26 protein-coding genes are annotated in these 26,753 nt (G+C 29.3%); 13 read left to right on the top strand and 13 right to left on the bottom strand.

Annotation, left to right across the window (positions count from 1 at the left end; genetic code table 11):
* The 13 genes from QZ286_RS02230 to QZ286_RS02170 all read right to left on the bottom strand — a co-directional run.
* Nucleotides 1-134 (bottom strand): helix-turn-helix domain-containing protein (locus QZ286_RS02230; protein WP_291255349.1); only part of this gene is annotated, 134 nt, incomplete at its 3' end.
* A 159-nt stretch (nucleotides 135-293) separates the two neighbouring features.
* A complete protein-coding gene (locus tag QZ286_RS02225) occupies nucleotides 294-476 on the bottom strand; it encodes a hypothetical protein (protein ID WP_291255348.1) in 183 nt (60 codons plus the stop codon).
* A gap of 96 nt (nucleotides 477-572) precedes the next feature.
* Nucleotides 573-1,298 carry a 3-oxoacyl-[acyl-carrier-protein] reductase gene (fabG, locus tag QZ286_RS02220; RefSeq protein ID WP_291255347.1) on the bottom strand — a complete coding sequence of 242 codons (726 nt, stop codon included), beginning with the start codon at nucleotides 1,296-1,298 and terminating at the stop codon, nucleotides 573-575.
* 132 nt (nucleotides 1,299-1,430) lie between these two features.
* A complete protein-coding gene (locus QZ286_RS02215; RefSeq protein WP_291255346.1) occupies nucleotides 1,431-2,270 on the bottom strand; it encodes an ABC transporter ATP-binding protein in 840 nt (279 codons plus the stop codon).
* Nucleotides 2,270-3,322 (bottom strand): iron ABC transporter permease, encoded by a 1,053-nt coding sequence (locus QZ286_RS02210; protein ID WP_291255345.1) that lies wholly within the window; start codon nucleotides 3,320-3,322, stop codon nucleotides 2,270-2,272. Before QZ286_RS02210 ends, QZ286_RS02215 begins: the two co-directional genes overlap by 1 nt.
* Nucleotides 3,322-4,260 carry an ABC transporter substrate-binding protein gene (locus QZ286_RS02205; RefSeq protein ID WP_291255344.1) on the bottom strand — a complete coding sequence of 313 codons (939 nt, stop codon included), beginning with the start codon at nucleotides 4,258-4,260 and terminating at the stop codon, nucleotides 3,322-3,324. The genes QZ286_RS02210 and QZ286_RS02205 overlap by 1 nt, the downstream gene beginning before the upstream one ends.
* Nucleotides 4,261-4,301: 41 nt before the next feature.
* Nucleotides 4,302-5,162, bottom strand: coding sequence for an urease accessory protein UreD (locus tag QZ286_RS02200; protein WP_291255343.1), 861 nt, complete (start codon nucleotides 5,160-5,162; stop codon nucleotides 4,302-4,304).
* A gap of 1 nt (nucleotide 5,163) precedes the next feature.
* Nucleotides 5,164-5,775: an urease accessory protein UreG gene (ureG, locus tag QZ286_RS02195; protein ID WP_291255342.1), complete on the bottom strand. Its 612-nt coding sequence runs from the start codon at nucleotides 5,773-5,775 to the stop codon at nucleotides 5,164-5,166.
* Between the two features lie 19 nt (nucleotides 5,776-5,794).
* Complete coding sequence (locus QZ286_RS02190; RefSeq protein WP_291255341.1) at nucleotides 5,795-6,475, bottom strand: urease accessory protein UreF; 681 nt, start codon at nucleotides 6,473-6,475, stop codon at nucleotides 5,795-5,797.
* Between the two features lies 1 nt (nucleotide 6,476).
* Nucleotides 6,477-6,956: an urease accessory protein UreE gene (locus QZ286_RS02185; protein WP_291255340.1), complete on the bottom strand. Its 480-nt coding sequence runs from the start codon at nucleotides 6,954-6,956 to the stop codon at nucleotides 6,477-6,479.
* Nucleotides 6,957-6,977: 21 nt separating this feature from the next.
* Nucleotides 6,978-8,693, bottom strand: coding sequence for an urease subunit alpha (gene ureC / locus QZ286_RS02180; RefSeq protein WP_291255339.1), 1,716 nt, complete (start codon nucleotides 8,691-8,693; stop codon nucleotides 6,978-6,980).
* Nucleotides 8,694-8,702: 9 nt separating this feature from the next.
* Nucleotides 8,703-9,011 (bottom strand): urease subunit beta, encoded by a 309-nt coding sequence (locus QZ286_RS02175; RefSeq protein WP_291255338.1) that lies wholly within the window; start codon nucleotides 9,009-9,011, stop codon nucleotides 8,703-8,705.
* 9 nt (nucleotides 9,012-9,020) lie between these two features.
* Nucleotides 9,021-9,323 carry an urease subunit gamma gene (locus tag QZ286_RS02170; RefSeq protein WP_235236526.1) on the bottom strand — a complete coding sequence of 101 codons (303 nt, stop codon included), beginning with the start codon at nucleotides 9,321-9,323 and terminating at the stop codon, nucleotides 9,021-9,023.
* 172 nt (nucleotides 9,324-9,495) lie between these two features.
* On the opposite strand from QZ286_RS02170, the gene QZ286_RS02165 reads away from it, so the two are divergent.
* The 13 genes from QZ286_RS02165 to QZ286_RS02105 all read left to right on the top strand — a co-directional run.
* Entirely contained in the window at nucleotides 9,496-10,152 is a 657-nt protein-coding gene (locus tag QZ286_RS02165) for a toxin-antitoxin system YwqK family antitoxin (protein ID WP_291255337.1), read from the top strand.
* Nucleotides 10,153-10,394: 242 nt separating this feature from the next.
* Complete coding sequence (locus QZ286_RS02160) at nucleotides 10,395-10,826, top strand: hypothetical protein (RefSeq protein WP_291255336.1); 432 nt, start codon at nucleotides 10,395-10,397, stop codon at nucleotides 10,824-10,826.
* A gap of 40 nt (nucleotides 10,827-10,866) precedes the next feature.
* Nucleotides 10,867-13,947 (top strand): hypothetical protein, encoded by a 3,081-nt coding sequence (locus QZ286_RS02155; RefSeq protein WP_291255335.1) that lies wholly within the window; start codon nucleotides 10,867-10,869, stop codon nucleotides 13,945-13,947.
* A 46-nt stretch (nucleotides 13,948-13,993) separates the two neighbouring features.
* A complete protein-coding gene (locus tag QZ286_RS02150; RefSeq protein ID WP_291255334.1) occupies nucleotides 13,994-14,983 on the top strand; it encodes a hypothetical protein in 990 nt (329 codons plus the stop codon).
* A gap of 18 nt (nucleotides 14,984-15,001) precedes the next feature.
* Nucleotides 15,002-16,741 carry a hypothetical protein gene (locus QZ286_RS02145; RefSeq protein ID WP_291255333.1) on the top strand — a complete coding sequence of 580 codons (1,740 nt, stop codon included), beginning with the start codon at nucleotides 15,002-15,004 and terminating at the stop codon, nucleotides 16,739-16,741.
* A gap of 24 nt (nucleotides 16,742-16,765) precedes the next feature.
* Entirely contained in the window at nucleotides 16,766-20,887 is a 4,122-nt protein-coding gene (locus QZ286_RS02140) for a hypothetical protein (RefSeq protein WP_291255332.1), read from the top strand.
* Nucleotides 20,888-20,923: 36 nt separating this feature from the next.
* Nucleotides 20,924-21,511: a sigma-70 family RNA polymerase sigma factor gene (locus QZ286_RS02135; RefSeq protein WP_291255331.1), complete on the top strand. Its 588-nt coding sequence runs from the start codon at nucleotides 20,924-20,926 to the stop codon at nucleotides 21,509-21,511.
* A gap of 375 nt (nucleotides 21,512-21,886) precedes the next feature.
* Entirely contained in the window at nucleotides 21,887-24,046 is a 2,160-nt protein-coding gene (locus tag QZ286_RS02130) for a transcriptional regulator (protein WP_291255330.1), read from the top strand.
* A 51-nt stretch (nucleotides 24,047-24,097) separates the two neighbouring features.
* A complete protein-coding gene (locus tag QZ286_RS02125) occupies nucleotides 24,098-24,529 on the top strand; it encodes a membrane-associated protease 1 (RefSeq protein WP_291255329.1) in 432 nt (143 codons plus the stop codon).
* Nucleotides 24,530-24,628: 99 nt separating this feature from the next.
* Nucleotides 24,629-25,414, top strand: coding sequence for a hypothetical protein (locus tag QZ286_RS02120; RefSeq protein WP_291255328.1), 786 nt, complete (start codon nucleotides 24,629-24,631; stop codon nucleotides 25,412-25,414).
* A gap of 14 nt (nucleotides 25,415-25,428) precedes the next feature.
* Nucleotides 25,429-25,896, top strand: coding sequence for a DnaJ domain-containing protein (locus QZ286_RS02115; RefSeq protein WP_291255327.1), 468 nt, complete (start codon nucleotides 25,429-25,431; stop codon nucleotides 25,894-25,896).
* A complete protein-coding gene (locus QZ286_RS02110) occupies nucleotides 25,893-26,555 on the top strand; it encodes an FHA domain-containing protein (RefSeq protein WP_291255326.1) in 663 nt (220 codons plus the stop codon). Before QZ286_RS02115 ends, QZ286_RS02110 begins: the two co-directional genes overlap by 4 nt.
* A 14-nt stretch (nucleotides 26,556-26,569) precedes the next feature.
* Nucleotides 26,570-26,753, top strand: a 184-nt coding sequence (locus QZ286_RS02105; RefSeq protein ID WP_291255325.1) for a hypothetical protein, incomplete at its 3' end; no start/stop codon positions are given.

Below are 26,753 nucleotides of genomic sequence, written 5' to 3'. Positions count from 1 at the left end.
TCCTCATATGCTTTAAGTCTATCATTTAGCATAAGATTATAGACAAGACGAACACAACCAAAAGTTTTACTAAAAAATATCTTTTGTTCTTCGCTTGGATAAATTCTAAATTTATATGCTTTTAGCTGTTTCATTAGTCTATCTCCTTCAAAATTATTTATTCTTTTGTCCTTGTTCCTCTGCTTTCACTCCTATTTTTATATATCTACTGATTATGTTATATCACTTTATCTTCTAAAAAGCAATAGAGCAATTCATAGCACCACCTATAGAGGTGGGCGACTTCTTGCTCGTTAAGTTAAATTGAAATACCCATCTTCTGTAAGCTCATCTTTTTCCTCTCTGCTCAGAGATTTTTCTATTAGATAGGTAACTAGAGAACAAAGCTCTACTCCTAATATAGCTAATAGTTTCTTATTAAATCTATAAGTATCTCCACCATTTAATATATAAAAAAGATTGTCATATTTTATCATAGTATCACCCCATTTTATATATTATAGCATATTATTAAGCTAAAATATATAAAAAAAGAAACTATCAAGATCTGATAGTTTCTCAAATTTTAATGATTATAGTGTCATTCCACCAGTTACTTCTATAACTTGACCAGTTATATATGAAGATTCATCACTTGCTAAGAAAAGAGCTGCATTAGCTATATCATCAACACTTCCTAATCTACCTAATGGAGTTCTCTCTAACATTTTAGCCACTACATCTTCAGGTAGGGCATCTGTCATAGCACTTGAAATAAATCCAGGAGCTATACAGTTAGCTCTCACTTGAGCTCCCTTTCTAGTTAACTCTTTTGCCCAAGATTTACTCATAGATATTACTCCACCCTTAGTAGCAGCATAGTTAGTTTGACAAGCGTTTCCATAAACACCTACAACAGAAGATAGAGTAATTATAGAACCAGCTTTATTTTTTGTCATTACAGGTGCTACTGCTTGAGTCATATTGAACACACCTTTTAGGTTAACATCAATAACAGCATCCCATTGGTCCTCAGACATTCTTATTAAGAAGTTATCTTTAGTAATTCCAGCATTGTTAACAAGAATATCAATCTTACCATATTCAGCTACGATTTTTTTAACAAAATCCTTTATAGAATCTCTATCTGTAACATTTAAAATTTCGTGTCTAACATTTTCTTGAGCATATTCAGCAGGGCCCATATCACAAGAGATTACCATTAAAGCTCCCTCTCCTGCAAATTTTTCAACTATTGCTCTTCCTATACCTCTAGCACTACCAGTAACTAGAGCAACTTTACCTTTTAGTCTATCCACTATAAGTCCTCCTTGATTTTCTTCTCATCTTATCTTACATATGTAATTTAAAAAATTACTTTACTAATTATAACATATTAGAGTTGAATTTGGCAATTTTTTTATGAAGTTTATTATAAATAATATGAAAAATTATTTAACAATATGTGAATGAATCCCTGTAAATTTATCTTTATGTGAATGATCTAAGCCCACTCCATCAATATGGTAGTGGCTTGTCATATAAGAGATCTGTATTTTACCATTTACGGGATTTTTTCCAATATAAGAATCAATACCAAAAATAGTTTTTAAATTACTTTTGGTTAGAATATCTTCAGGAATACCTTCATCTACTACTTTACCATCTTTCATCACAAAGATATAATCACAAAAAATAGCTGCCAAATTGAGATCATGTAAGGCAGAGATAACTGTTATATCCAGATGTTTTATCATATGTAGAAGTTGTAATTGAAAGCCTATATCCAAGTGGTTGGTAGGTTCATCCAGTATTAAAATAGGTGTGTTTTGTGCCAAGGCCCTAGCTATTAATACCCTTTGTTTCTCTCCACCACTGAGATCTTTAAAATATCTTCCAATATGTTTTTTCATCCCTGTTCTTTCTAACATTTTAATTGCAATATCCCTATCCTCTTGTGAATAGGATTCAAAGATATTTTTATATGGATACCTACCCATTTCCACTATCTGTTCTATTGTAAAATCAAATTGACTACTATCTTCTTGGGCTAGAACTGCTATTTTTTTAGCTCGATCTCTCTTACTAATTTTTTTTATATCTTGCCCTTCGATCAAAATGCTACCTGAACTGGGGGAAAGAACACCATAGATATTTTTTAATAGAGTTGATTTCCCAGCACCATTGGGACCTATTATTCCTATAAATTTTTTATTTGGAAATTTTAGAGTAAGATTATCTAAGATCAGTTTTCCCTTTGTTTTATAAGATAAATTTTTTATTTCTAGCACTATTTTTCACCACCAAAAGAGTATCTATTTTTCCCTATCATAAATAGAAAAAATGGACCTCCAATTATAGAGGTAATTATTCCTATAGGAATATCTCTAGGAGGAAACATAGTCCGAGCAATTGTATCACAGATTATTAAAAATATTCCTCCTGTTAAAAATGAACATAGTAAAAGTCTTTTATGACTACTTCCACAAAAATATCTACAAATATGTGGAACTATAAGTCCTATAAACCCAATTGAACCTGTCATAGCTACCAATATTGAGATAAGGAGAGTAGAGCTTAAAATTATAATAGTTTTTATTTTTCCAACTTCCATTCCCATCATCTTAGCTGTATTATCTCCCAACAATAGAATATCAAGGGATTTTGCAAGAAGTATGGAGATTAAAAGTATGGACATCAAAGCTATAAAAGGGATAGATATCTCTCCCCAACGAGCTCTTCCCAAGCTACCCATACTCCAAAACACAGCAGATCTAACTTGATTAGAGTTTTTAGCAGAGTAAACTAAAATATTTGTTATGGAAGAGAATATGGTTGAAACAGCCAAACCAGTTAAAATTAATCTAACAGTTGAGATATTTTTTCCATATTGAGTACCTATAATAAAAACTAGAATACCACAGAGTAGAGCTCCAGTAAAAGCTCCACTGGTAATACTAAGAAATCCCATACTACTACCACCTAAAATGATAACAGCTACAGCCCCAGAGGAAGCTCCAGATGAGATACCTAAAATATAGGGATCAGCAATTGGATTTTTTGTAATACACTGCATAAGTACACCACAAATAGCAAGACCTGAACCACTGATAGCAGAGAGTAAAACTCTAGGAACTCTTATCTCCCAAATTATAGACTCAATATTCTTTTTCCAATCTACAGCAAAAATTTCAGAGTTAAAAATTTTATTTATTAAGAAGTGGTAGACTGTTTCTACTGGAATGTAGCTACTTCCAAATGAGATACCTAAGATTATACTAAAAATAAGTAGGCAACTTAGTGTAATTAATATAAATAAATAACTACTCTTCTTTTTTAACATTACTTCTCATTTCCATAAAACATATGATATAGCTTTTCTACACTCTTAGAATTTCTTATACCTGGAGCAAGATCAATTAGACCTATCTTATATATTCTATCATTTTTAATAGCATCTATATCTTTTAATCCAGGGTGATTTTTTAAGAATTTGATCTTTTCATCTCCAGTTATACCAGAATAATACTCTGTTACCACTATTATTTCAGGATTTTTTTCAGCAATACTTTCAAAAGATACTGTTGTATAATCTTGTCCTAAATCTTTAAATATATTATCTCCACCAGCTAGAGAGATAAGATCATTAGGAAGTCCTGAACCACCTACAAAGGCTTCACCCTCTCCAGAGTCATAGATTAATACTCTAGGCTTACTTTTTATATTTTTTGTTTTTTCTGTTATTGTTGCTACCTCTTTTTTCATCTTATCTACAATAGATTTAGCTCTTTCAGGCACTTCAAATATATTTCCAAGTAGGATGAAATCAGAGTAAACACTTTCAATAGTAGCATCAGGAGCTAAACCACTAGAAATAAATGGGACTATTCCTCTCTCTTCTAATTCATCTAATGAACCAGTAGCTTCTTCAGTAATTGATTGCTCCCAACCTGTTACAAAGTCTGGATCAGTGGCAATAAAAGACTCTTTTGAAATAGAGTGCCCCTCTCCCATTTGAAGTTCAGGAATTTTGTTATAAGCCTCTCTATATTCAGGAAGTATCTCCTCATTCAGAAGAGCTGTTCCAATCATTCTATCTTCTAAACCTAGAGCTAAAAGTGTTTCTGTCATAAATTGTGCTAGGGTTACAGCTCTTTTAGGAGCTTTAGTAACTGTGATCTCTTTTTTATAGACACCATCATCAAATATATAGTTTACGTTATTATATGCAAAGCTTGAAATTGATATTAAAAATCCTAAAAATATCTTTTTTAAATTCATCTATTCTCCTTTATTATCTCCTATTCAATACTGTATAAGTTCTAATATTTTCTTAAATCTAAACTTTCTAGTTGAAAAAATTCATCTCTTATAAAATTATGGATAGTTCCAATGACTTTTTGAATGTCTTGAGTAAGATTTCCAAGAATTCTGACAACAAATCCATTTTTTTCAAGAAGAGATATTCCAAATTTAACATCTAAATTCAAATTTTTGGTCAATTCTTTTATCTTTTTAACCAACTCTTTATCAACCTTACTACTTATTACAAGCATTGTTCCAAAGTTTTTATATCCTTCTAAAACACCAAAACTCTGAACATCATAGTTTTGAGGAACTATTTTTAAATTATCTAAATAGATAGGTTCACCCTGTAAGTAGATGTCAGTTTTCATTTTAGCACTTGTGTATTGAAAAAGTTTACCATCTGGAGACCAACCAGCAGTAATACCATCAGAGTATATAAGTGTACTATTTTCCTCTAAAAAAATCTCTGTTTTTTGTTCATAGATAGCATCTTTGTATAAGATTACACTATCGTTGATAAATTCTAAATTACTATTCTCTTCAAGTTCAATTTTGGTATACTGTTTAGAAGGAATATCATTCTCACTCTTATATACTTTATTAGGAGCTTGTGTAGTGAGGATAGTATGACTATCTTTCAAGAGTTTGATCTGATTCTCATAGTATTCTCCTTCAATATATCCACCACCTAATTGTATTAAGTAGTAGCAAGGTATCTCATCACTATCTAAATATATAGCTGGAGATACTTTTGCAGCTCCTACAGTATAGCTTTTACTAGCCCCTGTTCTTCTAGGAAATCTTTTTAAAATGAGTTCGGTATAACCAGCAAGATTATTTTGTCTTAAATCATCTACTGTGATTTTTTCTCTCATCTTATTTTAACCCCTCTAAAAGACAGTTAGATTTTATCCATTGAATAACACTGTTAACACCTTCATCAGTTTTTAAGTTTGTAAAGATAAAATCCTTTTCTTTTCTAAATACTTTTGTATCCTCTCTCATTACATCAAGATTAGCTCCCACATATGGTGCTAAATCTATTTTATTTATAATGAACATATCACTTTTTATCATTCCTTGACCAGCTTTTCTAGGGATTTTTTCCCCTTGTGCCACGTCAATGATATAGATTGAAAAATCAACTAGATCAGGACTAAAAGTAGCAGCTAGGTTATCTCCACCACTTTCTAAAAATATTATATCTAAATCGTCAAATCTACTTTTTAATTCATCTATTGCTGCAAAGTTCATAGAAGCGTCCTCTCTTATAGCTGTATGAGGACAACCACCTGTCTCTACTCCGATTATTCTATCCTCAGGTAAAACAGAGTTTTTTACCATAAACATTGCGTCTTCTTTTGTATATATATCGTTTGTAATAACAGCAATCTTATAATCTTTTGCCATTACTCTAGTAACTCTTTCAATAAGAAGTGTTTTTCCTGAACCGACTGGTCCACCAACACCTATTATAACTGGTTCCATTCTATCTCCCTTCTATTCATTAAGACATAAAAAGTCTAAATATTAAACCTTCGTGATTTATTTGTGAAATTTCTAATCCTGGTACTGTTAGTCCAAAATCATCAAAGTCTAATTTTTTTATTTTTTCTACTAAATTTTCAAAAATCTCAAAAAATTCTTTCATTATTAAAAGTCCATCTTTTTGTCCCAACGGAATTGCTCTCACTCCATTTTGGATTAAAGTTGAAACTGTACTATACATATAGTATGTTAAAGCTTCCTCCATAGAGATCTCTAGATTATACATTAAAATAGCTGTAGCTATGCTAGGACTACCAAATGACAATTTCCCTTTGATTCTCTTTTCATACTCCCTCAATAAAGGAATATCATATAGTTCTAAATAAGTTTTTATCATTCTTTGACCAACAAGTTTAGCTCCATCTCTACTCTCTTTTGCACTATTTTGAACTGTTAGCATTCTATCTAATTGCCAAATCTGATCAAGTTGATTATCCTTTAAATACTCATATACAAGTCTGATAGCAAATCCATCAGAATAGATAAATTGATGTTCTAAATATGAGTTTAACCAAAGTTTAAGAGTTTGACTATCACATATCTGTCCATCTCTCAGATAGGTTTCCATTCCAAAAGAGTGATTAAAAGAACCAACAGGGAAATTTGAATCACAAATTTGTAAGATGCTTAAAAATCTCATATTAGTGGCTGTGGTCAACATGTCTAAATGCCTGCTTTAACTTCATATTTTTTCTTTCAAATTGAACTTTTATATCCATTAAGAATTTTTCTACTAAATAATCATATTGGATTATAATTTTTCCATCTTCTATCTGTACAGGTAGATGTTTATTTCCAAGATTATGAGCAACCTCTCCCATCTCATTTATATCTCTGGGAGTTATTACAAGTACATCATCTTCTTTTACAGAGATGATTACCATATTGTGTCCATCATTAAAAAGAATATCCCCATCTCTCATTTCACTCCCTTTAGGAAGTGAGATACCATACTCATTTCCATGATCAGACGTAACTCTTAAAACTCTCTTTAAAAGCTCATCACTCTCTAGATATATTCTCTCTATATGTATGTGATGCTCATCATGGTGGTGATGTTCACACTCATCATGGTGCATATCCAAATCTTTAATATTTCCTAAAATTTTATCTAATATCATCTGTTCTCCTTTATATAAAAACTAGAATAAGAAATATTTTTGTGCCATTGGTAACTCTTTTAATGGTTCACAAGTAATAAGTTCTCCATTAACTCTTACATCATAAGTTTGTGGATCAACAGTTATATCTGGAGTTACATTATTCAATTTCATATCCTTCTTAGTTAGAGTTCTGTGTCCTCTAACTGGTAAAACTATCTTATTTAATCCTAACTTCTCTTTTATTCTATCTTCAAAAGCATAAGTTGAAACGAAAGTGATAGATGTAGATGCAGTAGCTTTTCCATAAGCTCCGAATTGAGCTCTCATCATCATTGGTTCAGGAGTTGGAATTGTAGCATTAGCATCTCCAACTACAGCTTGAGCAACCATTCCACACTTAACAACCATCTTAGGTTTTACTCCAAAGAATGCAGGTTCCCATATAACTAAATCAGCAAATTTACCAACTTCTATCGATCCAACATACTCAGAAATACCATGTGCTAAAGCAGGATTAATAGTGTATTTAGCTATATATCTCTTGGCTCTGTTGTTATCAGAGTACTCCTCATCTCCCTCTAATACTCCTCTTTGTAATTTCATTTTGTGAGCTGTCTGCCAAGTTCTCATTACAACTTCACCGATTCTTCCCATAGCTAAAGCATCTGAACTCATTATACTCAAAGCTCCAATATCTTGTAAAATATCCTCAGCTGCTATAGTTTGTTCTCTTATTCTTGAGTCAGCAAAAGCTAGATCTTCAGGCACTTTTGGATCTAAGTGATGACAAACCATAAGCATATCTAAGTGTTCAGCAATAGTATTTACAGTAAATGGTTTTGTAGGGTTAGTTGATGCAGGTAAAACATTGTTAAATGATGCCATTCTCACAATGTCAGGAGCGTGACCTCCACCAGCTCCCTCTGTATGGAAAGTATGAATAACTCTATCTTTAATAGCATCTATTGTATCCTCTACAAATCCGAATTCATTAAGTGTGTCAGAGTGAAGAGCTACCTGTACATCATATTTATCAGCACATTTTAATGCATTATCTATAGCAGATCTTGTTGCTCCCCAATCTTCATGTACTTTTAATCCAATAGCTCCAGCTTCTATTTGCTCCTCATTTGGTCCCTCTACAGCTCCACTTCCCTTTCCAAAAAATCCAAAGTTGATAGGGAAACCTTCAGCTGACTCAAGCATTCTATGAATATGCCAAGCTCCAGGAGTAGTAGTTACAGCTTTTGTTCCTTCAGCAGGTCCTGTTCCACCACCTATTAGAGTAGTAAGTCCTCCACTCAAAGCTGTTTCTACTATTTCAGGAGTGATGTAGTGAACGTGAGTATCAATTCCTCCAGCTGTTACTATTGTACCCTCTCCTGCAATAACTTCTGTACTAGCTGATACGATAAAATCTACATTATCCATCATATCAGGGTTTCCACCTTTTCCAATGAACTTAATTTTTCCATCTTTTATCCCAATATCAGCTTTATAAATTCCTGTGTAGTCAAGGATAACTGCATTTGTAATTATTGTATCAACAACTTTTTCATTATCTCTTTTTTCTACTGGATTAAGTCCCATTCCAGCTCTTAAAGATTTTCCACCACCGAATTTACACTCATCACCATAAGTTGTAAAATCTTTCTCTATTCTTATAAACAACTCTGTATCTGCAAGTCTTATACTATCACCAGTAGTTGGACCATACATAGAAGCGTATTGCTTTCTTCCAATTTCAAAACTCATTATTTCCTCCTAATCTAAAGTTCCGTTGATTTTATCATTTAATCCGTAAACTTTTCTATTTCCACCAATATCAATAAGGTTTACCTCTTTTTCATCTCCAGGTTCAAATCTTACTGCTGTACCAGCGGCAATATCCAATCTTTTACCATAAGCTTTAGCTCTATCAAATTCAAGAATAGGATTTACTTCATAAAAATGAAAGTGAGATCCTATTTGGATAGCTCTGTCTCCTCTATTTGTTACTCTTAGAGTAATAGCTTCTTTTGAAGCATTACATACAATCTTATCTTTTTTTAAAATATACTCTCCCGGTCTCATTATTTCCCCCTATTCAATTGGATCTTTTACACTGACAAGTTTTGTTCCATCAGGAAAAGTTGCCTCTACTTGAACTGTTTCTATCATTTCAGGAACTCCCTCCATTACATCATCTCTTGTAAGGATGGTTCTACCAAAACTCATAAGTTCCTCAACACTCTTTCCCTCTCTAGCTCCTTCCATAAGCTCATCTGTTATTAGAGCAATAGCTTCTGGATAGTTCAATTTCAATCCCTTATTTTTTCTTCTTCTAGCTACCTCAGCAGCAACTACGATTAAAAGTTTTTCTTTCTCTCTAAGAGTTAATTTCACTGTTTTGCCTCCATTAATTAATTTAACTGTAACATATTACATTATAATATAAAATATGTTTATTGTATATATAGAATTATAAATTATTTTCATTTTTTAAGCAACGATAAAATTCTTGAAGATATTTAAAAATTATAGTAGAATATACTCAGATTTATCTAGGAGGCAACTTATGCAATATTTAGTTATAGTTTTATCTTTTTTTATCATTGGTTGTAGCAATATAAATGCTAAAATAACACATGAAATAACGCATCATAAAAATGGGAGAATAGAAAACGATATCACTCTTGTTAATGGGGTAAGAGATGGAAAGGTTTTTAGTTATTTTGAGGATGGAACTCTCTCTGTAAAAGGATATTTTAAAAATGGAGAGAGAGATAGGGAATGGTATTTTTATGATGAAAATACTAAAAAGATATCTGCAATAGAAAATTATAGTAAGGGGAAATTAGAGGGAGAACAACTATATTACTATCCAAATGGAAAATTAAAATTAACAGGGAATTATAAAAGTGACATTAGAGTGGGATTTTGGGAGATGTATGATGAAACTGGAAGACTTGATGCACAAAATATATTTCTTGATGGAGAGAAGATGGTTAGTGTAGCACTATACCATAAGAATGGAGAGATTTTATGCTCTGGAATTGTTAAAGATGGTTTAAGAGACGGACTTTGGAAGTACTTTGATGAAGAGGGGAAAATCCTCTATGATGTAGAATATAGAGAAGGTATAAGAGATGGTAGATGGAGGGCTTATAGTAACACTGGAGAGTTGATAGTATCAGGTTATTATACTAAAGGAAAGATTCTAGGATTAGATTAATAAAAATAAATTAAAATAGATACAAAAATAATTTGAAAAGGCACTGAAATTAAAGTTAAAACAGCTTTAAAATTGGTGCTTTTTTTATATTTGTGACAATTTTTTGACAAAAAAAGAAAAAATAAAAAGGAAATTAACAAAATTTTAGTATTATTTAAATATAGAGTATAAATATTCGGAGTAAAAAAATTTAATGAAAGGGGGATAGTAGATTAATATCAAATTTTTAATAGGAGGTTTTTATGAGAAAGATATGTTTGATGTTCATTTTGTTACTTAATTTAGTATGTGCATATGCTAAAGTAGACTTTAATTTAACAGCTGAAAAAATGGAGATGAATTCAGGAAAAATGACACTAATTCAAGCAAAAGATGTCAATCCTGGAGATACACTAATTTATACTCTTAAAGTAAAAAATGATGATGAGGGAGTTGTGAAGAATATAATGCCAAGTATTCCGATACCAGAATACACAACATTGATTCCAACTTATATTTCACCAAGTGATTCTTACTCTGTATCAACAGATGGTAAAGATTATAAAAAATATCCTTATTTGGGTAGTGACGGAAGACCTGTTGCTGATTCGATGTATAAATCTATTAGATGGACAGTTGATAGCATGAAACCAAATGAAGAGAGAACTTTTAAATTTGGTGTTTCTGTTAACTAAAATTGTCTTTCTTTAAAATTTTTTTAAGGAGAGTGAATTTATGGCTAAGTATTTTTATCGAATGATATTGTTTATATTTTTAATTTTTGGAGGATTGAATGTACAAGCTGCTCCAGCTCCAGCAAATATAACTATAGGAACTCAAGCAACATTAACATTTATGGACACAACTAATAAAGAGCAAGTTGTTTTGTCAAATATTGTTACAGTAACTGTAAATCCAGTTAAGGCAGTAACTATATCACCTAGTATTATATCATCAGCCTTTCCAGGAGAGAGAATAGCCTTTCCTGTTAAGATAACAAATGCTAGTAATATAGATACAAGTATTTCAGTTTATCTAGCTAATGGTGATGATTTAGTTGATTTAGCTTTCATTATTGATGAGAATGGAAATGGAGTCTTAGAGGACAATGAGACTACAGCAATTCCAGAATCAACTATGACACCAATAGTAAAAGCAGAAGAGAGTATATCTCTAATTGTTACTGGACAAGTTCCAACAGGTGCAGTGGCAAATACAGTTGAGAAATATATTGTTCATGCTAGAATTTTAGATGATGAAGATATAGTTGTATGGAATACAAATGAGTTTACTATAAAATCATATGCAAATGTTAAAATAGTAAAAAGTATAGGAGAAACAGCAATTCCAGATGCATATGTTTATGTATTTAAAATAACAAATGAATCAAATACACCTGCAACAAATTTAACTCTTACAGACACTTTACCAAGTAATATAGTTCTTGATAAGAATATGGGTGTATGGTTCCCAGTTGGTTCAAGTGTAGGTAAAGAGGTTCCGATAACTGCAACTGGTTATGAAGATAATTCAGATGATATTGATTTTTCAGTAGTTAATGGAGTTTTAACTTTAAAAGTAAAAAATATGATAGCTAATCATACTGGAAATGATGCAGGTGGTGTATTACATTTAAGAGTAAGACCAAAAGATGGTGAACTTGGAGGAACTATTATCTCGAATACAGCATCTTATACATATGATAATGGAGTAGGAGCTATGGTTACAAAAGATACAAATACAGCATCTTATACAATACCTGTAAAACGTGCAGTGACTATAGCTAATGATTTGAGTGAAACATTTGCAAGACAGGCATTATTTGCAATTCCTCAAACAATTGAAAATATAGGAAATATAAAAGATACTTATACATTAAGTATAGAGGATGGAATCTATATTGAAAACCCTGTTTTCTATTTAGATACAAATGGAGATGGAATTAAACAAGATTCTGAAAATGTTGTAGTAACTGAAACACCAGAGTTAAATCCAGGAGAAAAATACAATGTAATACTTACTGGAAGATGGTTACAAGCTACTTCAACTAGTGTATTCAAAGTATTAGCAACTTCTAAAGCAGATACAAGTGTAAGTGATTTAAGTTCAATAACAGTTTCATCATTTAATGTAGGAGTAGCATTAATTCTTAATTCAGACTTAACAATGAATGCAACTTCAGGAAGAGAAGTAGTTATACCTCAAACTTTAGAGAATAAAATGGGAAATGTAGATAAATTTAGATTAACAGTAGAGGAAGTTGGAGATATATTTGCTTCAGTAAAATATATAGTGGATACAAATGGAGATGGAATAAGACAAGCTTCAGAAACTACTGAAATAACAGGATTAACTCCAGATATAGCAAATGGTGATCTATTTAAATTCTTTGTAGTAGGAAGCTTAAAACCAGAAATAACTGGAACAGAGACATTTAGAATCTATGCTAGAAGTATAGGTTCAGTTACAGGTGTGGATTGGAGTGTAATCACTTTAAATATAGAACAACCAGTGGCTAATGTAAAAGTAGAAAAATCATTAGGAGATACAGCAGTTCCAGATGCATTTGTTTATGTATTTAAAATAACAAATGATTCAGATGTAATAGGGAAAGATTTAGTAATTACTGATAATCTTCCTAATAACATCTCTCCAGATCTAACAACAGGAGTATGGTATCCATTTGGATGGACTACAAGTAAGTCAATACCATTAACAGCTACAGGTTATGAAGCTATCTCTGATGATGTAGATCTTTCAATAGTAAATGGTGTAATGACATTTAAAGCTAAACAAGTACCTGCAGGTGCTGGAATAACTAATACTAAAGGTGGTATGTTAGTAATAAGATTTAAACCTAATGCTGATGTAGCCCCAGGAACAGTTATTTCAAATACAGCTTCATATGTTTATAACAATGGTAAAGAGGTAGTTCCTTCAGCAAATACAGAGACTGTTCTTTACACAGTGCCAGAAAAAGCAAACATTAAAGTTGAAAAAAGCATTTTAGATATAGATGATTCAAATTCATTTATATATAGATTTAGAATAACAAATGATGCTAATATTCCAGCTACAAATATAGTTATAACAGATAATTTATCATCAGATATAGAGGTAGATGCAACAGTAGCTGATTGGACTCCATTCAATTGGACTACATCTAAAGCATTACCTTTAACAGATACAGGATATGAAGTAGTTTCAGATGAGATAAATGTATCAGTTATTAATAATGTATTATCAGTTAAGTTAAAACAAGCTCCAGCAGGTGGTGGAGTAAATACAACAGGTGGTATATTATTACTAAGAGTTAAAGCTAAAGAAAGTACAGCTCCAGGAACAGTAGTTTCAAATACAGCTTCATACTCTTATAATAATGGAATAGTAGATATTCCAGCAGTAAATACTAATACAGTAACTTATACTATACCAACAGCTACTTTAGGAATAGAAAAATACCAAGCTGTAGATGGAAATAAAGATAATACTCCTGATAGCGAATATACAAAGGATGCTTTAACTGTAAACCCAGGAGATACTATATTCTATAAATTAGTTATCCAAAATACAGGAAATGGAAGTGCAAGAAATATAGTAGTTGCTGATAAGATTGCTGATTATACAACTATGTTCCATGGTGATGGAAGTGCTACAATGACAGGTAAACCAGTATGGAGAACAAATGGAGGTTCATTTGTAGAGATAGAAGGTGTTCCTGAAGTTGGAGCTTCTGGAAGTGTAACATTAAATATACCAGTAATAAATGCAGGAGACAATATTGAGATATACTACAATGTAAAAGTTGATGAATAGGCATAGAAAATTCTAATTAATAATTAATGGAAAGGAGTACAGTATTATGTTAAAAGAAGAAAGAGTAAGTAAAATAAAATTTCTTATACTGGTAATACTGTACTCTTTTTTCCAATTTATACTCTATGCAGATGGGTATAAAATTGGGAATGAGGCATTAATTTCAAATATCTATATAAAAGAGGAATCTAACTTAGTAGAAGCAAGGGTAGTTTATGAGAGGTCTGATTTTGAGATTGAAAATTATTGGGAAAGATTAGATGATGGAACAGTAATCTTATATTATGATATGAAGAACTTAAATAATAGAGATATAAGTGAATTAGAGTTTACCAATGATTTTGAGGATAAATTTACAATTGATAAAAAAAGTTCATATTTTGTTTCTTTTAATAGCAAGGAAAAAGTTTATTTTGAAGAGGGAAAATTAGAGCTAGAGAGAGTTAAGATCAACTTGGAAAATAGCAAAGTTGAGTTTGAAGCAAAAGATGCTAAAAAACTTAAGGGAAGTAGTATTTTAGCTCTTCATCTAAGACCTGACTATGACAAATTTCCAGAAGATATCTACATAAATAAATTGAAATATAGTTATAAAAATGACTATGATGAGATAAAAAATAAAGTGAGTTATGCTCCAGAATTTTTTATTATGAGAAGTAGTGGTTCTGAAATAGAGATAGTTAGATACCAAGGATTAGATGTGAACAATGACAATGAATTAGATTTTCCATATCAACTCACAAATTTGACTGGAAAAAGAGGAGATGTTGTATTCTATAAGATTGACATTACAAATGTAAGTGATGAAAAGCTTTTTAATCTGAATATAACTAATCCTATTGGGAAACATAGTAAACTATCTTATGGAGATAAAGGCTTAACTGGAAAAGGATACCCAGTATACAAGCTAAAAGGTAAAATTATCCCTATAAAAGATCATCCATTGGAAGGTTATGGAGGTGTAATTGAACTTTATTTAGAGGAGTTAGATCCACAGGAAACTGTAGAGATATATTATTGTACTAAAATCTTTTAATAAAAGAGAGGAAGTAGTATGAGAAAATTTTTGTGTTGTTTTTTCATTGTATTTTCTTTGATTATGAATAAAAATTCACTTGCAGAAACACAGAATAGTAAGAAAATAATCACACAAACATTTTTATCATATGAAAAAGAGAGTGGTGAAAAGATATTAGCTGTTTCTAACTATGTAATAGTTGATTTAAAAGAGATAGTGGCTTTTGAAGTAGAAAATTATTTTCCAGTACTTAATTTAGAGTATGGAGCTGAAGTAAATCTTCCTTATAAGCTAAGAAATTATGGAAATATAGAGGAAACATATCTCATAAAAATAGAAAATTATGAGATTTTTTCTGGATTTCAGATATATTTTGATAGTGATAAAAATGGAATCATAGATGAAAATGAGCTTCCTTTAAAAAAAATAGGAGAAGATCTATTTGAAACTCCTACTGTTGAAATTAATAATTCTTTTAATTTCATAATCAAAGGAAAATTAAAGAATAAATTGGAGATAAATCAGCTCATACTAAAACTTAAGGTTGAGAGTGTTACTCAAAGAGAAGTTTTAAGAGAAGTTGAAAATACATTGAATATTTATTCTAAAAGAAAAGTTGATATAACTAAAAAAATTATATATGATCCTGAAAAAAAGCAGTTTTTTTTCACTTTTAAATTTTTAAATGAATCATCTAAAAACTTAGATATAATATATTTGGAGGATAATATTGATGAGAATTTTAAATTGAACCATTATTTAGGATTGTGGCAAAATTTTAAAGGTTTAGAAAAGAAAGAAGTGACATTTTATATAGATGGATTTGAAAAAAATGATCCTAATATAGATGTTTCTCTAATAAATAATAAATTAAAAGTGTATATAAAAAATGTTCCTGTCCAAAATATAAATGAGATTGGAGGAGTGTTATACATTCCTTTTACAGTAGATAGTTCTCTTGAAGAAAAAAAACTGTTAAAAAATGTGGCAGAATACTATTATGTTTTAGATTCACAAAATAGTATAAAGTATAAGACAAATGAGGTTGTATTTTTCAATAAATATGTACCTAAACTAGAGATGACTGGGGACAGTAATCCTACTATAAAAGAAGAAGAGGATAGGTATATTTATGAGTTTAAAAATACTATAAAGAATATGGGGAATAGTCCAGATATTTTTAACGTTATGGTAAAGAATAGCAATTTTCCAAATGAGATAGTTTTTTTAAACTTAGTGGATAGTAATAATGATGGAATAGTTGATTCAAGTTTATTACAGCCTAATGAAACAAAAGAGATTATTTTTAGAACATATTTGAAAAAAGATGAGATAGAAAATAAAAAATACTCTTTAAATTTATTATTTAATAGTCTAAAGGTTGAAGAGTATAAAGTGTCGAATTCCAATGTTTTAAACTTAAAGGAAACAGAAGTAATTTTTATTAAGGAGCAGAAGAAAGAGGGTGGAAAATATACAAGTGATGAAATTAGAATAGCTTCTAATGAAAAGATCTATTATAGAATAACCTTGAAAAACATCTCTAAAGATGTACCACTTTTTATAGATGAGATTTATGATAGATTACCTGATAATGTTATTTTGAGTGAGGGTGATCAGGGATTGAATGAGGGAGGAAAGCCTGTATATCAGATAGGAGACTCATTTTTTGAGGAGATTGATTATAGATTAGAAGCTGATATTTTAAAAATAGAGAATATTGTAATTCCACCAAATGAGAAGATAACGATATTTTTTAATGTAGATGTCAAATAAAATATTTTGTGAGAGGACTATGTTATGAAACTAAAAATTATTATTACTTTATGTATGTGTTTTTACTTTTATATAAGTAGTTTTGCTCAAGAATTATCAACAATCTCTATTGAGAATACAAGTTTTTATAAGATATCTGGAATAGAACATTCCTCAAATACTGTTTCTGCTAAAGTTCAAATGTTTAAGTTTTTGAATAAGATAGAGAGTGATAAGAAGAAGATAAAATTAGGAGAGATTTTAAAATTAAAAGTTGAGTTGGATAATTTTTCAGAGGACAGTATTGATGAGATTAAGACAATAATCACTCTACCTAGAGGGTTTATATATATAGATGATTCAATAAGATCTGAAGATGATTCAATAAAGAGTGTTATGCAGGAAAAGAATAGAGTAGAAATCTATTTTAATAAGAGTTTGGCTGGAAAGGAGAAACGTGAGATTACACTCTCTGTAAAAACAAACACCTCTATAAAAAGAGGAAAGAACAGTTTTAAAGTTTTTTCAACAGCAAATTATGGAAATTATGGAAGAATTAATTCTAACGTAAACACCTGTATAATTTATGTAGAAGAAGAGGAGATAGAGAGAAAAGGAACAATAATTGGAAGAGTTTATAGTGATCAAAATAGCAATAAGGAGTATGATATAGAGGATATAGGTATTCCAAATGTAAAAATATACTTAGAAAATGGACACTTTGTAATAACTGATAGAGATGGAAAATTTAGTTTTTTAGGAGAAAAGGGATATACCCATGTTTTACGTATAGATAAGAGTACTCTTCCTAAAAAAAGTAAATTGATTCCTTTGGATAGTAGATATAACTCCTTGGGAGATAGTATTATAATAAATCTTCATAAAGAGGAGTTATATAAGGCAAACTTTGCTATTCAAAATGTTGATGAGGAGCTATTGGCTGAGATTGAAGATAGAAAAAAAATAGCGGAAAAATTAACTACTGAACTGGAAACAGTTGTTGAAAAAGAGGAGCTTACCTTTGATTCAGTAGTAGCCAAAGGAAACATAGAGGATAGTGGATATTTTGATGATAGAATGAACTCTTTAACAAGCTTGATTCAAGAGTTAGAAAAAGAGAAACAAAAAGAGCTATTGGAAAAAAATCTTAAAGAAAAACCTAAAAAAATAGTAGAAGATGAGAATTTAGAGGAAGAGTTAAAAACATTTAATAATAAGTTGGAGATTTTAAATTTAAAAGATGGGGATATTGTTGATGAAGTAATATCAGTAGCTATAAAAGACTCTATGAGTAGCAAAACTACACTCTATCTAAATGATGAAGAGGTTCCACAGGAATTTGTAGGGATCAATGGAAGCTACCCTAAAAATAATTTAGCTTATTATAGATATGATGGAATTAAATTGAAACAGGAAAAAAACAAGATAACAGTTGTTTCAGAAAATGGTGGTATCAAAAGAGAGAGAGTGATATATGTAAATTATCCTTCGGAAGTTGATAAAATAATGGTTTCTAAAATAAAAAAAGAGGAGATTGGAAGTTCAATAGAGCCTATTGAGATAAAACTTACTTTAAAAAATAGTGAGGATCTTCTATTGAGAGAACCTTATTTTGTATCTATTGAGAATGATTCAGGAGCTTGGATTGATCCAGAAGACTTAAGTAAAGATGACGGAATACAGTTTATAATAGAAAATGGAGAACAGATACTGAAAATATTACCTACAGAATCTAATAAAGATATAAACTTGATAGTAAAAGTAGCAAACAAAGAGAAGAAAGTTGCTATAAAGGGTAATGTTAGCAGTAAAGAGACATTTTTAACAGGAGTGATCGAAGGTCGATTTGGATTTAAGCAGAAAAGTGTTAATTTTTTACAGGAAGATTTAAATAGTAGAGGAGATAATGAAAATTTAAATTTCTCATATAGAACAGCTATTTTTTCAAAGGGAAATTTATTGGATAACTATGATTTTGTGATGAGTTATGATAATACTAAAGATGATGAAGATATTTTCTTTCAGAATATGAAAAAAGAGAATTTTTATCTATTGACAGGTGATGACTCAATAAAAGGTTATGAAGCACAATCTAAATCAAGATTATATTTATTGATAGAAAATGACAATGTAAAACACCTCTATGGTGACTATACAGTTGACTGGTCTGGAGAGGATTTTGATATTGGAAATTATTCTCGTAGCTTAACGGGGTACAAATTTAACTATAAAAATGATAAAATAGATATAGAGGGATTTATTTCTGAGACTAATGAGACATACGAACAGGAAGAGTTTCAAGGACAGAATAGTTCGGGACCATACTATTTAAAAAATAGATCAATTGTAGAGGGATCTGAAAAGATAGAGATAGTAGTTTATAAGAGAAATAATTTAAATGTTCCTCTAAATATTGTTCAACCACCAGAGTACACCTTAGATTATGATGTAGGAGTACTATACTTTAATACTATTATTCCAAAAGAGGATAAAAATGGAAATCTTATCTATATAAGAGTGAGTTATGATGTAGAGAGTACTTCAAATGATAAGTATTATCTATATGGAGGTAGGTTAACTTACAACATAAATGATTTTGTAAAGGTTGGAGGTAGTTACTTTAGAGATAAACATCCTAAAAATCTATATGAAATCAAGAGTGTAAACTTAATATTAGATAAAGAGAAATTTGGAAAATTAAATTTAGAAATGGGAGAAAGTTCTTTAGAAAACAAAAATGGAAAAGCAACTTTAATAAACTATACTAATACGACTAATGGTTTAAAAACAAAACTTACTTACTATGATAGTGATGAAAATTTTGAAAATCCAAATAGTTTAGTAAAAAATAATGCTAGATTACTATTGGTAAATAGTGATTATGTGATAGATGATAAGAGTGAAATATCAGTAGAAGGATTTAAATATAAGGATAAGAGTGAAGAGAAGGTTTCAGAGGAGGTAGTTGTAGACTATAAGAGAAACATAGCTTCAAATAAATCTATCACAGTTGGAGGAAAATACTCTTTACTATCAAAAGAGGAGAAAGAGGAGTTAAGGACTTTAGGAATTAAATATAGTTGGAAATCACTAAAATATACTAATTTTAACACCTATTATGAGTATGAACAAGATATGGTTAATCATAGTAGAAAAAGATTGTCCATTGCAAGTGAGTATGAAAGTGATAAAAAGTTAAAATTTTATGGAAAATATGATTTTATAAATACTATTGAAAATACAAATATAATTGGAAGGTACAATAGTTCATATTCTAAACTCTTAGGAGTGGAGTATGGAAATAATAAGTATTTAAAACCATTTATAGAGTATAGAGAGAACAATAATGAAACTAAGGATAAAGAGCTTGCTTTTGGATTTAAAGCTAATTACGAGTACAAGGAAAAATTAAAATTGAGTGCTGTATTTGAAAGAGTTGAAGGAATAGAATCTAATCCAACTCCAAGAACAACCAATTTATTACTGGGCTACTCGTATAAGGAAGCAAATAGAACTAGTGTTAATAGTATAGATTTAAGTGATAGTAATAAGGTTGTATCCCTGCTATTGAAAAATAGCTATGGTGAAAAAATTAATAGGGATTTGTCTTTTGCAATAAAAAATAGATATTTTGTAAAGGATCTTGATCAAAATGTAGTTAGAGATAGATTGATGTTAGGATTAGCCTACAGAGATAGTAGAGATATATATAACTCGCTTTTAAAATATGAAATGGTCTATGATGATCAATTGGAGTATGCAGAGTATACTCACCAAGCTCATATTCTATACTATACTCAAAACTATCAAGTAAACGCTAAGAATATATTTACACTATCATTAAATGGAAAATATGCAGTTGATAGAAATGATATTGCCCATAATAGATATATTAGAGGAGGAGTTGATATTGGTTGGTTAACCCTTATTACTGATAAGATTGACTTCGGAATAAATTCGGCATTTTTAATGGATAACTCTAATGGAAAATATTATGGCTTAGGAGCAGAGGTAGGCTATAAATTAGATGATACATTTAGATTGGCTGTGGGGTATAATTTTTCTGGATTTGCCGACAGAGATTTCTATGAAGATGAAAAGTATCAAAAAGGAGCTTACTTTAAATTTAAAATACTATTACATGAAAATATTTTTGACAGATTTTGATATGCTAATAGTATAGATGTTTTGGAGGAAATTAAAATGGGAGAAGATGAGATAAGATTAGCTAAAGTTGGTAATAATGAGGCTATAGAGAAAATTCTTATGAATTATAAAGATTATATATCTAGGAGCAGTAAGTTATTTTACTTAAATGGGGGTGACAGAGAGGATTTAAAACAGGAAGGATACATAGGACTATTGAAGGCAATTAAGTATTTTGACAAGAAAAAGTGTGATAATTTTGATGTTTTTGCTCATCTGTGTATAAAGAGACAGATATTTACTGCTATAAGAAAATCAAATAATATGGGAAATCAGGGATTGAATAGTGCTGTTGAAGAAGATGAAAGTAAGATTTCTAAAAATAAAAATTTTGAAAAATCAATTGATTTTTATTCACCAGAAGATATCATTATAAGTAAGGAATTGATAAGTTTATTACATAATTTCTTATTAAAAAACCTAACAAGAATGGAGAGAAGAGTAGTATTCTTTCTATTTAGAGGATATAGTTATAAGGATATAGCAGAAAGATTATCAGAGGATCCTAAAAAAATAGATAATTGCATACAAAGAATAAAAAGAAAAGTTGAAAAATTTAAAAAATATTATTATATGAATAATTAAGAAGAAAAACCTCTCTTGATTATTAATTAATTATGTGCATAATTGATTAATATCAGAGAGGTTTTTTATTGATAAAAAGAGTATATTAAAAAATAGAAATATTGATTTTATAAAAAAGTATTTTCAATTAAAATTATAGTGTCTGAATTATTTTTTTATAAAAAAAATAAAATTAAAATTAAAAATTCATTATTTTATAAAATGTTCTCTTATTTTTTTTTATATATGAAAAACAAACTTTATGATTGTAAAGAGAATAAAAATTTTAAAAAATACTTGACGAATATAATTGGAATAAATTATAATAGGAGCAGAAAATATAACTTACTAAAGATAAAAAGTTAGGTTTTAATTTATAATTAGGAGGAAGATAGTATGGCAAAAAATATTTTTGAACAAACAAATAGAACAATTCTTTTTGAAGAGTTCAATGGTGAAAAGCTTGATTTATTAACGTTAGTAGGAAGTGGAAATAATGTTAGTAGTCTAGATGATGAAAAGATAAGAGAGATTCATGAGCATTTATTAGTAAAAAGCTTCCCAGAGTTTTTGGAGAAGTTTGAACCTAAAATTTATAGTTTTTTTAATGCAGCAAGTCAAAAAATAGCTTATAGTTTAGAAAAACCTCAAGGAATACCTGAAAATGCAATTACAGAAATTCCAATAACTGTTGATAATACATTTTTTAAAATGTTATCTACTCTATTAGAAAGTAAACGTATAAATGGAAGTAAAAATGTGGATTTTGATTTTGCAAATATACTAAATTTTATTTCGCCTAAAAAAGTTATGGATGACATAAAACAACAAAGAAAAGAGATAGCTTATACATATGATAAATATGAGGCATTAGAAGATGAAGATCCTACAAAACTTGAGTATGGAGATAAATTGAATGTTCTTATAGATAAAGCAAGTAAGAATTATAATAATATTTTAGGAATGGTTCCTTTGGCAATTGAGGATATAAAAACTAGAATTATGATTGGGAGTAGTGACTCAAATGGAAAATCTGAAGAAATAAAAATTGGAATGCTGACTATGTCAGATAAAGGGGAATTAAAAATTATTGAAAAAGCGAAGGAGGAGAGTACTGCATTAGCTATAACAACAAATAAAAATAGTGAGGCTTTAGCAGAATGTTTTGAAGAGGATTATGATGCAGTCAGTGAAGAAAAAAATGAATATATTAAAAATTTAGTTGTAAGAACGTTTGTTCCTTTGCCAGTAACTTTAGAGGATATTGATGTAGAACAAGAAGTTGCAAATTATAATCAATACTTAGCTTTTTATAAAGATGCTCAAGAAGATTTTATAAAAACATTAAAACCACTGATGGAGAAAATTTTAGGAGTAAAAGTATTCTTTGAGCAATATGATAAAGAACTATCTGGAATGAAGCCTTCTCTTTTAATAACAAATATTAAATTAGAGATGTTACTAAAAGGAGAAAATAAACAAGCTCTTGAACTTTATTTAAATACAGTAAACCAAAAGAATGATTTTGAAAATACTGTATGGTTTGGAATAGTACCAAGTATTAATCTTGAAGAGCAAGTTAATAATAAGAATATAAGACAAAGATTTAAAGGTACTAATAAGGCAGAAAAAGTAAATTATAATACATTAGAAAATCTAGGATTGCTGATGTCAATATTGTCTAAATATAGAATATTAACTTTCTTTAGTATGATAGGTTCTGAAGAGACAACATTTAATAATTTAGCAACAACTGGAGTTATGAAATATATTGATAAAACTAAAAATTTACAATATAAAAAAGGAACGAGTGAGTACTTAGTACCAGCATTACCAAGTTTTACGGTTGTTCCCAGAGAGAAATCAGCTGTAATATTGGATCATAAAATGAAAATATCTGAATCTGGATTACCAGAATTTGAAAAAGAAGAGTTAATCAAATTCTGGATAGAGGGAATATATATCGAAGGGGCTTATGTAGCTGCGGGAATAACTGCTGCATATCAATGTCCAGAGTATTTGAGAAAAAGATTTAAGAAAGTTGATCCAAACGAGCCTGGAGTAAGAATAAATATAGAGGATAGAGATAACGCTTTCCAAATAGTAACAACAATGAGTAAGGAAATAACAGGATATACTACTGCAACTAAAGATAGTATAAATCGTAATAACTTTGGATTTGTATTTTCATCAGATAATGTTCAGTATAATGGACAAGTTATTAACAATATAACAGTCTATAAAGCAAGAACATTAGATACTAACGAGGAAGGAACATTTGAACCAATTTATAAAACTGTTACTTCTACATACATAGAAAGAATATTAAGATATTTATCTACTGATTTTAAAGAAGATAAAGTTAAAGATTTCTTTAGTACTAATCCTAATAGTCAGAAGAATAAATGGTTGAAGAGTAAAGAGAATGGAAATGTTAATGCTATTTTACAACCAGGTGATGATTTATCAATGGTAATAGATGGTAACAGTTGTTTACTTCATATAATTTTTAATGGAGATGTTAAAAATCTTACTCTTGAAATTACTAAAAATTAATAGTTAATAACAGTAGCATTACTGTTAAAAATAAAAAAGGAGGAATCAGTTATGGGATTTAGATTAAATATTAAAGGAGAGGAAGAGATAGCTTTAGGAATGGATAACATTTTAGAGGCTTCTTACAAATCAGACACACCAGATGATTCAGATGCAAGAGCTACAGATTTAGGAGTTATAATTACAGTAAAAGGAAAGATTATAACACCTGTAAATGGAGAGGAAGCAGACGATACTAGAAAGTTAGCAAAATGGTCTTTAGTATCAGCAGAAAAGTCAGATGCTTACAGAGATTTAGTATTAGAAGTAATTTCAGGAAGTGTTGTTGTAAGAAATATTCATCTACCAAATGCATTTGTAGTTGATTATCAAGAAAATTATAACGATAAAGGCGGAGTAGGAGAATTCTATGCTGTTTTTAAACAAAAGAAAGAAAAAACTGAGGATGTAACTATGGAAGGTGGATACGCTACTGAAGAATAGTTAAAAAAAGTAAAGGTTGGAGAGAGACAATCTCTCCAACTCTTTATAATTAGAATAATAATGTTTTAAGTATAAAGAGTTGGAGAAGGAGGAAGGAGAATGAAGAGTATAGTCTTTAAAAATAAAGTTCCTTTATTTAAAAGAGGACATATATTAGATAAAGAAATTTTAGATAGTTTACGAATTGTACCATATGAATTTTATTCTTTAGCATATAATAATCATGTACAAGGAATAATAACAGGAATTGAATTGTATGCAGAGGATAATTTTATTGTAATAAATCCTGGAATAATAAAGTTTTATGATTTTTATTATAGAATAGGAGAAAAATTAAAACTAGAAATTCCCATAGAAGATGGAGATTATATTATAAAAATAAAATTTCATAACTCTAAAGTTGTTGAATTGGAAAAATATTTAGAATATAAAAGTGAGATATATCTAGATAAGAATGAAAAATTAGAGGAAAATGAAATTGAACTTGGGAAAATCAGGAGACGTGAAGGAGCAGAAATCAGAAATACAGATTCTTTTATAAAATTGGATAAGGAGTATAATATAATTTCAGAGATAGCAAAACCACAAAGTAGTGAAAGTGGGGTTTTATTATCTAAACAATTATTACAACTATTTATAAAAAAAATAAATGAAGATAAAGAAACGGAACTAATTGATGATATTTTTAGTTTAACTGTATTGAGTTCTCAAGTAACTAGAGAAGCATTAAATTTATATATTTATAAAAAATTAGATCTAGATTCTTCTAGAGCTACAAATGAAGAGTTATATAAATACTTAGAAAAAATTTATTTAACAATGAGAGAAAGTAGAAAAGTAAAGAAATCTAGGATAGTAACTAAAAATAAAATGATAGTAGAATAGAGGTTATGATAATTATGCAAAATAAGAATTTATATGAAATATTAGGAGTAAGTAGCACTGCTACTAAAGATGAAATAAAAAAGAGATATAGAGAGTGTGCTAAAAAATATCATCCAGATAGATTTGCAACAGCTTCAGAAGGAGAAAAGCAAAAAGCGGAAAAATTATTTAGAGATATAAACGATGCTTATTCTATTCTGAGTGATGATTCTAAACGAAAAGAGTATGATGAACAATTATTAAGAAAAAATAATAGTTTTAAAAAAACTATGTACAGTGATAAAAAATCAACATCAAATACTTTTACAGGAAAATCCCAAAACTTTCAAGAAATTTATGAAAATTTAACTAAAGGAAATATATTTGGAGATTTTTTTGACCCAGAAAAAAATAAAGAAAAAGATAAATCAGGAGCAAAAATAAAAGAGCAAACAAATAATATGTTTGAAGCATTCTTTTTTCAAGGGAGGAAGAAAAAATGAGATTTCTTAAAGAATTAAAGTTAAAAAGAGAGATTAGAAAATATCAAAAAAGAGAGTTATTAAAACATGAAACACGTGAAAAAAGAAATAACTATATTTTTTGGTTTATTATAACTATAGGATGTTTTTCAATAGCTTATTATTATAATTTTTCACAAGATATATTAACTATTATATCAATTTTTATAATGGCATTATTGATAATAGATCTATTTTATTCTAATTGGCGATTGAAAAAAGATCTAGAACTATATGAAAAATCTCAAGCAGTAAGAGATTCAAGAATTATAAAAAGTATCGAAGATAAGACAGAGATTCAAAAAAATAATATAACTCACTTAATTTTAAAAAATGAGAGTGGATATGATATTAGAACTTGGGCAATAGGTAAACAAAATTCTTTAATAATAGGAAAAACTTCAAGAATTAGAGTAGATGTAGACTTAACAACAACAGCTTATTCAGCATTAATTAGTAAACAACATGCTATTTTAAATAGAACTGATAATGGTTGGTACTTGGAAGATTTAGGTTCAAGAAATGGAACAGGATTAAAGAGATATAGTGATAATAGAAAAATTAAAATAGGGAATGCACCTATTAAAGTTCAAAGTGGAGATATTATTTATATTGCAACAACAGCTATTTTGTTAAAATGATATTTGGAGGGGCTATGAAGAAGATAATACTATTATTGCTATTAGGAATTACTTTAGTGGGCTGTACAAGCACTAATAATAAATTAGTGCTAGATTCAATAAAAAAACAGATACCTAATGACAATTTTTATTTCATAAGAGGTTTAGAAAGAGATAGAAGCTTATCAACTAATATAAGATATAGAGGTATAGTATATA

It is taken from the genome of Fusobacterium sp. (assembly GCF_019012925.1).
GTDB lineage: Bacteria > Fusobacteriota > Fusobacteriia > Fusobacteriales > Fusobacteriaceae > Fusobacterium_A.
This window is presented reverse-complemented; position numbering and strand designations above follow the sequence as displayed.

Coding starts and splice junctions, on each gene's coding strand:
- QZ286_RS02110 (WP_291255326.1), top strand. CDS start 25,893: ATGAGATTTCTTAAAGAATTAAAGTTAAAAAGAGAGATTAGAAAATAT.
- ureC (WP_291255339.1), bottom strand. CDS start 8,693: ATGAGTTTTGAAATTGGAAGAAAGCAATACGCTTCTATGTATGGTCCA.
- QZ286_RS02140 (WP_291255332.1), top strand. CDS start 16,766: ATGAAACTAAAAATTATTATTACTTTATGTATGTGTTTTTACTTTTAT.
- QZ286_RS02225 (WP_291255348.1), bottom strand. CDS start 476: ATGATAAAATATGACAATCTTTTTTATATATTAAATGGTGGAGATACT.
- QZ286_RS02210 (WP_291255345.1), bottom strand. CDS start 3,322: ATGTTAAAAAAGAAGAGTAGTTATTTATTTATATTAATTACACTAAGT.
- QZ286_RS02120 (WP_291255328.1), top strand. CDS start 24,629: ATGAAGAGTATAGTCTTTAAAAATAAAGTTCCTTTATTTAAAAGAGGA.
- QZ286_RS02125 (WP_291255329.1), top strand. CDS start 24,098: ATGGGATTTAGATTAAATATTAAAGGAGAGGAAGAGATAGCTTTAGGA.
- QZ286_RS02130 (WP_291255330.1), top strand. CDS start 21,887: ATGGCAAAAAATATTTTTGAACAAACAAATAGAACAATTCTTTTTGAA.
- QZ286_RS02155 (WP_291255335.1), top strand. CDS start 10,867: ATGGCTAAGTATTTTTATCGAATGATATTGTTTATATTTTTAATTTTT.
- QZ286_RS02115 (WP_291255327.1), top strand. CDS start 25,429: ATGCAAAATAAGAATTTATATGAAATATTAGGAGTAAGTAGCACTGCT.
- QZ286_RS02175 (WP_291255338.1), bottom strand. CDS start 9,011: ATGAGACCGGGAGAGTATATTTTAAAAAAAGATAAGATTGTATGTAAT.
- QZ286_RS02160 (WP_291255336.1), top strand. CDS start 10,395: ATGAGAAAGATATGTTTGATGTTCATTTTGTTACTTAATTTAGTATGT.
- ureG (WP_291255342.1), bottom strand. CDS start 5,775: ATGGAACCAGTTATAATAGGTGTTGGTGGACCAGTCGGTTCAGGAAAA.
- QZ286_RS02150 (WP_291255334.1), top strand. CDS start 13,994: ATGTTAAAAGAAGAAAGAGTAAGTAAAATAAAATTTCTTATACTGGTA.
- QZ286_RS02165 (WP_291255337.1), top strand. CDS start 9,496: ATGCAATATTTAGTTATAGTTTTATCTTTTTTTATCATTGGTTGTAGC.
- QZ286_RS02205 (WP_291255344.1), bottom strand. CDS start 4,260: ATGAATTTAAAAAAGATATTTTTAGGATTTTTAATATCAATTTCAAGC.
- QZ286_RS02135 (WP_291255331.1), top strand. CDS start 20,924: ATGGGAGAAGATGAGATAAGATTAGCTAAAGTTGGTAATAATGAGGCT.
- QZ286_RS02190 (WP_291255341.1), bottom strand. CDS start 6,475: ATGAGATTTTTAAGCATCTTACAAATTTGTGATTCAAATTTCCCTGTT.
- QZ286_RS02200 (WP_291255343.1), bottom strand. CDS start 5,162: ATGAGAGAAAAAATCACAGTAGATGATTTAAGACAAAATAATCTTGCT.
- QZ286_RS02145 (WP_291255333.1), top strand. CDS start 15,002: ATGAGAAAATTTTTGTGTTGTTTTTTCATTGTATTTTCTTTGATTATG.
- QZ286_RS02185 (WP_291255340.1), bottom strand. CDS start 6,956: ATGATATTAGATAAAATTTTAGGAAATATTAAAGATTTGGATATGCAC.